The sequence below is a fragment of the Paracoccus fontiphilus genome, assembly GCF_017356265.1.
Classification (GTDB): Bacteria; Pseudomonadota; Alphaproteobacteria; order Rhodobacterales; family Rhodobacteraceae; genus Paracoccus; species Paracoccus fontiphilus.
In genome coordinates, this window is record NZ_JAFNAW010000096.1 from 1 (window position 1) to 9,369 (window position 9,369).

Annotated in this window: 8 protein-coding genes and 1 pseudogene; 5 read left to right on the plus strand and 4 right to left on the minus strand. The window is 67.8% G+C overall.

What is annotated here, in order from left to right; all coding sequences use genetic code 11:
• Positions 1 to 340 (minus strand): annotated as a pseudogene (locus J0F76_RS19065) (cytochrome c oxidase assembly protein); the annotation flags it as partial.
• 178 nt (positions 341 to 518) lie between these two features.
• Between J0F76_RS19065 and J0F76_RS19070 the strand changes: the two are divergent.
• The 5 genes from J0F76_RS19070 to J0F76_RS19090 all read left to right on the plus strand — a co-directional run bounded on the left by J0F76_RS19070 (position 519) and on the right by J0F76_RS19090 (position 6,164).
• Entirely contained in the window at positions 519 to 1,130 is a 612-nt protein-coding gene (locus J0F76_RS19070; protein ID WP_207471926.1) for a hypothetical protein, read from the plus strand.
• A gap of 330 nt (positions 1,131 to 1,460) precedes the next feature.
• On the plus strand, positions 1,461 to 3,131 hold the full coding sequence (locus J0F76_RS19075) for a BCCT family transporter (RefSeq protein WP_207471927.1): 1,671 nt from the start codon (positions 1,461 to 1,463) through the stop codon (positions 3,129 to 3,131).
• A 296-nt stretch (positions 3,132 to 3,427) separates the two neighbouring features.
• On the plus strand, positions 3,428 to 3,634 hold the full coding sequence (locus tag J0F76_RS19080) for a hypothetical protein (RefSeq protein WP_207471928.1): 207 nt from the start codon (positions 3,428 to 3,430) through the stop codon (positions 3,632 to 3,634).
• Positions 3,635 to 3,792: 158 nt separating this feature from the next.
• Positions 3,793 to 4,305 (plus strand): calcium-binding protein, encoded by a 513-nt coding sequence (locus J0F76_RS19085; RefSeq protein WP_207471929.1) that lies wholly within the window; start codon positions 3,793 to 3,795, stop codon positions 4,303 to 4,305.
• A 119-nt stretch (positions 4,306 to 4,424) separates the two neighbouring features.
• Positions 4,425 to 6,164 (plus strand): bifunctional helix-turn-helix transcriptional regulator/alpha/beta hydrolase, encoded by a 1,740-nt coding sequence (locus J0F76_RS19090; RefSeq protein ID WP_207471930.1) that lies wholly within the window; start codon positions 4,425 to 4,427, stop codon positions 6,162 to 6,164.
• Between the two features lie 70 nt (positions 6,165 to 6,234).
• On the opposite strand, the gene J0F76_RS19095 is transcribed toward J0F76_RS19090, so the two are convergent.
• Genes J0F76_RS19095 through J0F76_RS19105 form a run of 3 tightly spaced genes read right to left on the minus strand, consistent with a single transcriptional unit; the run spans position 6,235 to position 9,136 of the window.
• Positions 6,235 to 7,404, minus strand: coding sequence for an ABC transporter substrate-binding protein (locus J0F76_RS19095; RefSeq protein WP_242690438.1), 1,170 nt, complete (start codon positions 7,402 to 7,404; stop codon positions 6,235 to 6,237).
• Between the two features lie 28 nt (positions 7,405 to 7,432).
• The gene (locus tag J0F76_RS19100; RefSeq protein ID WP_207471934.1) at positions 7,433 to 7,882 is read right to left on the minus strand and encodes a cupin domain-containing protein; all 450 of its coding nucleotides are present in this window, start codon (positions 7,880 to 7,882) and stop codon (positions 7,433 to 7,435) included.
• A 24-nt stretch (positions 7,883 to 7,906) separates the two neighbouring features.
• Positions 7,907 to 9,136 carry a flavin-dependent oxidoreductase gene (locus tag J0F76_RS19105; protein ID WP_207471936.1) on the minus strand — a complete coding sequence of 410 codons (1,230 nt, stop codon included), beginning with the start codon at positions 9,134 to 9,136 and terminating at the stop codon, positions 7,907 to 7,909.
• Between the last annotated feature and the right edge of the window lie 233 nt (positions 9,137 to 9,369).

The following is a 9,369-nucleotide window of genomic DNA, read 5'->3' on the forward strand; positions in this document are numbered from 1 at the left end:
GGTGCCAGGCCGCCATGGCCAGCGCCATGGCGGCCGCGCCGACCTGCGGGGGCAGGCGCGCCGCCAGCGGCCAGGCCAGCGCCAGCGCCGGTGCCGCCACCCCGGCCAGAACCAGGTGATGCACCGCGCGCGCCGAGAAAAGCGCGACTGTCAGCGCGCAAAGCGGCGAGACGAAGGCCGCACCCAGCGCCATGACGGCGATCGCGCGGCCATGGCCCGATCCCCGCCGCCACAGCACCAGCGACAGCCCGACCAGGGCCAGCAGCAGCGGCGGGTCGAAATTCCAGTCGGTCCAGAAGGTCTCGGGCGCCGCGCCCGGCCCGCAATATGGCTGGTTCATCCGTTCCCGCCTTCCCCGACATCACCCTTTGTCATGACGGACCGGCGGCGCGGGGCCGCGCTCCGTCATGGCTTGCCCAGGTCAACCCCGATCCCGCCCCCCGGGTTTCGTGCCGCGTGAACGCTGCAGGCCTGACGTGCCGAAGCAACCAAACCGCGCCCCGCGCCGTTCGGATGGCATGTGGACCTGGATCATGCAGCACGCCGCCGTCGTGCAGGCGGTGGTCGGCCTGGTGACGGCCGCCGTCTGGATTACCTACCTTCATGCCTTCATCGAAAGCATGCGGCGCCAGCGCCGCAGCGAGATCCTGATCACCCTCGGGGGGGATCGCGGGCTGTTGGGCCGCGTCCTGGTCAGCAACCTGGGACTGGAGCCGATCTATATCCTCGACATCATGCTGAAGCGCTGCACCGGCTCCGAGGAGCGGATCGTCACCGTCACCGACCGGACCGAGGTCGATCCCGCCGAACAGACCAGCCTGGACCGGGCGACCCTTCAGCGGCCGCTGAAAAGCGGGGAATATGTCGAGATCGGCACCATCGACAACATGCTGGACCGTGCCGCCACAAGGCTGGATCGCGGCCGGTCCGACCCCGACCTGTCCTGCCTCGAACTCACCGTCGCCGCCGTGACCGCCGCGGAATCCAGCATCGTCGCCGCAAGGCGCATCTTCGACATCCGGCACGAGGGCGGCCGCGTCCTGCTGAAGCCAAGGACGCTTTACGCCGAACAGATCCGGGGAAGGCGGGGACGGCGGCGCATCGAGCGCCAGCTGACCGATCTGCTGTGACAAGGACGCGCGCCGGCGGCCGGTTCCGGGCCTTTCCAGGCTACCGCGTTGCGTTCCGGGGCTCGATCCGTATAATCGCCCCATGCTTGATCAGCCAAGCCCCGCCCGTCGCACCGGCTTGTCCGCGCTGCGATGCGACAGCATTCGCCCCGTTTCCGACGGCCCTTCGGGATGCCGCGAAACGGAATGCCGTCGCGGATTTCAGTTCCAGAAAGCCCGCTGAGGCTTGCGCAACAGGGCGACTTCGACGCGCCAAGCGTCGGTTTCGGCCCGTCCGATCGGCACCAGCCCATGAAGGATACCCATCAATGACTCATGCCGGAGAACCGTATGAATGACATAAAGCCGCCTTTCACCGACCTGGACATCCAGACCGCCGACACGGGTTTCTACGAAGGGTATTCGCTGCCCATCGCCCTGGCCTCCAAGGTCGGCATCGCCCTTCTGACCGCCTGGGCCCTGCTGACGCCCGGCAGCGCCGAAGCGATCCTGTCGCTGCTCAACACCGAGATCCTGGGCGTCTTCAGCGTCTTCTATGTCATCGCGGTCGGGCTTTTCGCGTGGTTTCTTCTGATCGTGGCCGCGGTCCCCTCGTCGGGGCGGCGCAGGCTCGGGAAACCGGACGAAAGGCCCGAATTCACCACCTTCTCGTGGTTCGCGATGATGTTCGGCGCGGGGCTTGGCGTGGGGCTGATGGTCTATGCGACCGCCGAGCCCGTCAACCTGTGGGGCGCCAACCCCGAGATCATCAAGGGCGCCGCCGAACCCCATACCGCCGAGGCGGTCCGGTCGGCTTACCGCTATACCTTCCTGCATTACGGCCTGCACGCCTGGGCGATCTATGTCGTGACCGGGCTTTGCCTGGCCTATTACGCCTATACGCGCGACATGCCGCTGACCATCCGGACGGCGCTGACGCCGCTTTTCGGTCGCCACCTGAACGGCCCGGTCGGCCATGTCGTGGATATCCTGGGCGTCGTCGCCACCATCCTGGGCATCGCCGTCACCATCGGCTTCGGCATCAGCCAGCTTGTGAACGGACTTTACTCCATCTCGGGCATCGAATGGCTGCTGCAGCCGGGCCGGGACGGCGCCGCACCCCGGCCCTCGGCCGTGGGGCTGATCGCGACGCTGGTGGTCGTGATGGGCCTGTCCACGCTGTCCGCCGTGTCGGGCGTGGGGCGCGGGGTGAAGTACCTGTCGAACCTGAACCTGGTGCTGTCCACGGCCCTGCTGCTGGTGTTCGTCGCCTTCGGGTCCTTCGGCTTCGCCATGAGCACCTATGGCAAGGCGCTGACCGACTATGTCCTGCATTTCCCCGCCCTGTCCCTGGAAGCCTATCCGGCCGGGACGGACCTGGGCGACTGGCAGGCGGGCGCCACCACCTTCTACTGGGCGTGGTGGATCGCGTTCTCGCCCTTCGTGGGGCTGTTCCTGGCGCGGATCTCGCGCGGGCGGACGGTGCGCGAATTCGTGCTGGGGGCGGTCGTCATGCCCTCGCTGGTCTGCTTTGCCTGGTTCACCATCCTGGGCGGCACCTCCATCGACCTGGAACTGGGCGGCGTCGCGCAGGGCGCGATCATCGACGCCTCGGCCACCAACAAGCTGTTCGCCACGCTGCGGTTCATCGTCAGCGAACAGGTTTACGGCATCGTCGCGGTGATGTGCGTGGTGCTGATCCTGACCTTCCTTGTCACCTCGGCGGATTCGGGGCTGCTGGTCATCAACACCATCATGGCGGGCGGCGAGGTCGAGACGAGCGTGCTGCACCGGATCATCTGGGGAATCCTGCTGACCCTGGTCATTGCCGCCCTGATCCTGGCCGGGGGCGGCGGCCTGATGGTTCTGCAGAACGCCATGATCATCGGCGCGCTGCCCTTTGCCTTCGTGATGGTGGCGATGTGCGTGTCGCTGGCCAAGGCCCTGTATCGCGACCACCATCGCGACCGCCTGGCCGAAGACCGCGACGGCCGGGATGCGGGGCTGCGCCAGCTTCCCTGAGAATGCGACGGCGACGGCCCGGAAAAAAGCCCCTTCATCTATCATCCGATAGATGAAGGGGCCATCGCATTCCACGATTGTCGTTTCGTGCCAGGCACATCGTCCCCTGGCGCTTGCCGAGGCCCGGACAGCGCGGCCGCAAGGCGTCGTTCAATCCTGTGGGGGGATCGGGCGGCACCGGGCGGACGGTCGGGGCTGACTTGCAGGCGCGGGGGGGCGGGGCCTGGCACATCAAGGATTTGCCGATGCCACTTTGGCCGGACGCCGGTCCGGCACCTTCGATAAGGATTGCCGTCATGATTGAGCTCTTGATCTCGGCCTGCCTTTCGAGCCAGCCCGTCTGCCGAGACTTTTCCCTGATGTTCGACGCCCGCGAGATCTCGCTTGTAACCTGCATGATCGGCGGGCAGGCGATCATCGCCCCCTGGCAGCAAGACAATCCGGACTGGAAGGTCCGGCGCTGGACCTGCCGTCCGTCCGAATGGCGCGAAGTCGCGCTTTGATGACGGGCCAGGCCGTGCCGCCCCGCCGTCCTGCGCGGCGGGGCGGCATGGACTGCCCCGGCTGCCGGGTCTCTATCACCTGATAGATGCGGCCCCGGCACCCGTTGGTTCACCATGGTCCGACCGACCCACATCTGCGTGGGAGCAAGGAGGATCTCATGGCGATCAGATTTGCAGGATTCTGGGGTGGCACCCTGTGGGGGACGAACAGCCAGGACATCTTGTGGGGCGGGATCGGCGACGACCGGATTTTCGGTTTCGGCAGTTCCGACCTGATCTATGGCGGCTATGGCGATGACGCCCTGTTCGGCGGCTCTGGCATGGACCATCTGCGGGGCGCGGCGGGCACCGACACGCTGAGAGGCGGCCTGGGTGCGGATCTTCTGTCGGGGGGTTCGGACAGCGACTATTTCGTGTTCCATGCCGCCGACGGGACCGCCACCGACACGATCAGGGACTTCCGGATCGGCGAGGACCGGCTTGTGCTGGGCAATGGCTTGGCCGTTACGGCCAGCAGGTTCGCCGATATCGACCGCGACGGCGAAGACGACACGGTGCTGGCTCTCAGCAACCGTGCCACCATCGTGCTTCTGGGCGTCGGGGAAGCGGAGGACTGGAGCCTGGCCGGACCCAACGTGATGCGGCCCTACGAACTCGATCTGTTGGCCTGAGGCCCTTCCGGCCAGGCCGTCCCGGTCCGGCTGCCGCCCGGGCGGCGGCACATGGCCGGTCGTGAAATGCCGTCTTGATCGGCCTGCCCGCGAATGGGACACTGGCGGCGGAGGGTGCCATGGCAGGCAAGGTCCGATCCTGGGATCTGGTTGAGCATCTTTTCGATGCCTCGGTCGGCCCCGAGCGGGTCGGCGAGCTGATCGCGGCCTGGGACGGGCAGATGGACCAGGCGGGTCTGGACCAGCCGAGGCTTTCCGACTTTGCCGGTCCCGCCTTCGCGCAGCAGATCGCCGGAGTCCTGCAGGTCCTCGACCAGCTTCAGGCGGCCGAGCTGCGGCAGGCCAACGATCTTCTGGCATCGATGCTGGGCGCCGCCATGGTCCTTGCGCCCGACGGGTCTGTGGTCGCGGCCAATGACGCGGCCGGGCGCCTGTTCGGCCTGCAGCCCGGCGCCTCGATCCGCCAGATGCCGCTTGATCCCGCCGACATCGACGCCCTTGCCGCCCGGCTGGCCGAGATCGCGGCATCCCGCGTCAACCCCGCCGAGGATATCCTGCGGCTGCAGCCTCCGGGGCTTGATCATGCGGTGCTTGTCCATCTCAAGGCGATGCAGGGCGAAGGCAGCCGCGTGCATGTGCTGGCGGCCACAAGCGAATTCGACTGGCCCCCGGCCGTCCCGGCCTTCCTGGCGCGGGTCTTCGGGCTGACTCCGGCCGAGATCGAGGTCATGCGGCTGCTGGCGGGCGGGGCCACCATCGCCGGGATCGCCGCCGCCATGGGCCGGGGCCGGGGCACGGTCCGTTCGCAGCTTCATGCCGTGTTCCAGAAGACCGGCACCGGCAGCCAGGCCGAGCTGATGCGGCTTGCGGTCCTGCTTCTGCAGTCGGTTCCCGCCGGGGCCGGGCCGCCCCGCCTGCCCGCCGCGTCCGCGCCCCACCAGCGGTTTCACCGGATGCCCGACGGCCGGCGCATCGAGGTGCTGAGCCTGGGCGATCCAGCCGGGCGGCCGGTGATCTGGCTGCAATCGACCTACGGCCTGTGGCGCCTGCCGCGCACCGCCGAGGCCGATCTTGCGCCGCGCCGCCTTCGGGTGCTGGTGCCTTTCCGCGCGGGCTGGTGCGGCAGCGATCCTGCCCCGCCGGGAAGCCACGCGCTTGACCTTGCGGTGGCCGACCTGCGGGCCCTGATGCGCCAGCTTCGCATCCCCTCCGCGATCGTGGTGGCGCCGGGCGACGATATCCGCATCGCGCTGATGCTGGCCCAGGCCGACCCGGAGAGGGTCCGGGCCATCTTCGGCATCGGGGCCGGCTTTCCCATCCTGGAGGATGCGCAGTACCGGCGCCTGATCCCCGTCTCGCGCTTCACGCGCGCCTGTTCCCGCTATAGCCCGAAGGTCCTGCCCTTCCTGGTCCGAAGCATGCGCGTGGTGATCGCGCGCTATGGTCTTGAACGCTATCTGCAGGGGATCGTGGCCCGCGTTCCGGCCGATGCCCGCGCCATGGCCCGGCCCGAGATTTCCGCGGCCTTTCATGCGGGCGTCCAGAAGACCTTCTTTTCCGAACCCTGGTCGGAGGCAAGCCTCTGCGCGGAACTGACGCTTTTCCACAGCGACTGGCCAAAGAGCCTGGGCCATGTCGCCTGCCCGGTCACGCTGATCCATGGCGAACAGGACGGCAACGCCCCGTTCGAGACAGCGCGCGACTATTGCAATCTTTATCCCGGCTGGCGCTGCATCTCGTGGCCCGACGAGGGCGAACTGGTGGCCCATGTCCATTGGCGGCAGGTCTTCGACCTGATCGAGCAGGGCTGGACCCGCGCCTTGCCGCAGGGACCGGCGCGGCCAGAGCCGCCTGCCTGACGCCCCGCCCGGGAAACCAAGTCGGAGGACCGGAGGCCAGGCGGCGCGGGACACCGCGCCGCAGCCAGCCCTACATCGCGCAGGAGGACGCGAAGTCGTCCTGGTCGTCCTGGAAGACCGTCTGCACGACCGATGTGGAAAAGCGGCCGTCCTCGCGCCGGATCACCTTGGTCAGGTAGAAGTCCTGGATCGGGAAATGGTTGTCGCCGAACCGGAAATTTCCCCGCAGAGAGGTGAAATCCGCCTGCTTCATGGCGGCCCGCAGCGCCTCGCGGTCGTCCAGCCTGCCATCGGTGATGCGGATGGCGCTGTCGATCAGCATCGCCGCGTCATAGGCCTGCATCGCGAAGGTCGCGGGAACGCGGTCGTATCTGTCGATGAAGTCTTGCGTGAACGCGGCGGTCTCGGGCGTGTCCAGGTCGGGCGCCCAGTTCGACCCCGCCAGAAAGTCCAGCGCGTCGGCGCCCTGGGCAGGCAGCGTGGATTCGTCCACCGTGAAGGCCGACAGGAACGGGATCGTTTCAAGGTCCGCCTGCCGGTATTGCTTGACGAAGTTCACGCCCATCCCGCCCGGCAGGAAGGCATAAACCGCATCCGGCTGGAAGGCCGCGATCTGCGCCAGCTCGGCCGAGAAATCGAGCTGGCCCAGCGGCACGAACATCTCGGACGCGACGTTGCCGCCGTAGCTTTGCCTGAACCCCGCCATGGCGTCCTTGCCGGCCTGGTAGTTCGGCGCGATCAGCACGACATTGCCATAGCCCTGGTCCTGCGCGTACTTGCCCGACACCGCATGGATCTGGTCGTTCTGGTAGGACGTCACGAACAGGTCCGCGTTGCATTCCGCGCCGGCAAGGCTCGAGGTGCCCGCATTGGTCGAGACCATGATCGCGCCGCCCTGCGTGACCGGCTGCAGGATCGCGTAAAGCACGTTGGAAAAGATCGGCCCCACGACGAAATCGACCTCGTCGCGTTCCACCATCTCGCGCGCGCGGGCGACGGCCACGTCGGGCTTCTGTTCGTCGTCGATCACGATGATCTCGGCCTCCAGCCCGCCGAAGCTGTTGCCCAGCCTTTCCGCCGCCATGAGGAAGCCGTCGCGCGACTGTTCGCCCAGGATCGCGGCGGGTCCGGACAGCGTGTAAAGCAGGCCGATGCGGACCTTGCCGTCGGTGCTGGCGGCGTGAAGCGGCAGGGCACCGGCCAAGGCCAGCGCCGCACCCAGTGCAAGCGTCTTTTTCATTCTTGTCATCCCTGTTGGTCTTGTCGGTTCAGCGGGCAGGAGGCGGCAGGAAGTCCACCTGATGCAAGGCGGCAAGGCGGACGACCTCGGCCGGGTCGGGGACATTGTCGATGGCCACGAACAGGTCCCACAGGTTCGCGGTCGGAGAGACCCAGAACAGGCAGGTCGCCTCCGCGCCCGAGCGGTTGAAGATCCCGTGCGGCACGTCCTGCGGCAGCCGCACCAGATCGCCCGGCCCCGCCCTGACCGGGGCCGCGCCATCCAGTTCCAGCTCCAGCTCTCCGGTCAGGACATAGATGAACTCGTCTTGCGTGGTGTGGATGTGATGGGGCACAAAGGTGCCGTGCGGAAAGGTCGCGTGCCACGACATCGAGCTTTCGCTGCGGTGCTTGGGCACATAGGTCTGGCCCAGGATGTGCCATGTGACGTCGTCCACGGAAGCCTCTCGCGGGGTGACGCCTGCTGTCATCGGTTCCATTCTTTTCTCCTTCTTCGGCAAGGTTCAGGCCCGCAGGCGCGTCTGGTCCTGCGAGAATCCGGCGGTCGCGGCATAGCCGCGCACGATCGCATGGCGTTCCTGCGGCGTGATGACCGCATCGAGGTCGGCAAAGCCGTCGGGGGCGCGGCGCTCGACCTCGTCGATGACGCCCTCGGGGCCGCCCTTGCGGTTCAGCGCGACGACCCGGGCAGTCGCCGGGCGGCGGACGGCATCATAGGCCGCCAGGGCAGACGGAATGTCGCCCCCCTGGGCCAACAGGTCGGCAAGCGCGCGGGCATCCAGGATCGCCTGGCTGGCGCCGTTCGAGCCGACCGGATACATCGGATGCGCGGCATCGCCCAGCAGCGTCACCCGCCCCTCGGACCAGAAGGGCAGGGGGTCGCGGTCGCACATCGGGTATTCGAAGAACTCCGGGGTGGCGGCGACCAGGGCGGCAAGGTCGATCACGTCGGTGTCGAAGGCGCGGACATGGGGCATCAGCTCTCCCAGCGTGCCGCGGCGGTTCCAGTCCTCTCGTGCGGGGGCGGGGGCTCCGTCGGCACCTGCGCGATGACAGACGACCCAGTTCGTCAGCACCGTGCCCGGCGTTCTGCCCGCCGCGATCGGATAAAGGACCAGCTTGTAGACGAAGCCGCCCGCCACGATCATCGTGCGGCCATCGGCGAAGGCGGGCCAGTCGGTTGCACCGCGCCACATCATCACGCCGTTCCACCGCAGCCCCGGACCCCTCGGGTGCATCTGCGCGCGGATGCGGGAATGGATGCCGTCCGCCCCGACCAGCAGATCGCCCCCTGCGGCGGCGCCATCGTCAAAATTCAGCGTGACGCCGCCCCCATCCTGCGAAAAGCCCGTGGCGCGCCGGCCCGCCATGATCGCATCCGGTCCCAGCCGGTCCAGCACCGCATCCTGCAGCATGGCCTGCAGCCGCCCCCTGTGGACCGAGAATTGCGGCACGTCATGGCCCGCCTCGACCCCGCGGGGTTCACGCCAGATTTCCTGGCCCTGGCGGTTCATGTAGAACAGGTCGCCGGTGCGGATGGCGATGCGGTCCAAGGTCGGCAGCAGGCCCAGTCCGGCCAGTTCGCGGATCGCGTGGGGCAGGACGTTGATGCCCACCCCCAGTTCGCGCAAGGCAGGCGCGGCCTCGTAGAGACGGCAGGGGATGCCCCGCGCGTGCAGCATCAACGCCGTGGTCAGGCCGCCGATCCCGGCGCCAGCAATCACTGCCTTCATCTTGGACCTTCCTGTCGCATCGCCGGTCTTGATCCGGCTTCGGGCCAGTCAAGGCCGCCGCGGCGTTCCGCGCTATCGCCGCAGCGCCAGAACATCGCGGCAGCGCCGCGCCGGCGCGATTTGGCCATGCTGCCCAAATTTCAGGACTAAGAGCGCCTAACAAAACCGCTGCTCATGCGTTGAGAGGCCATGAGCAAGCCCCTTGTATCCGATGATCTGTGGGAGGCCATTGC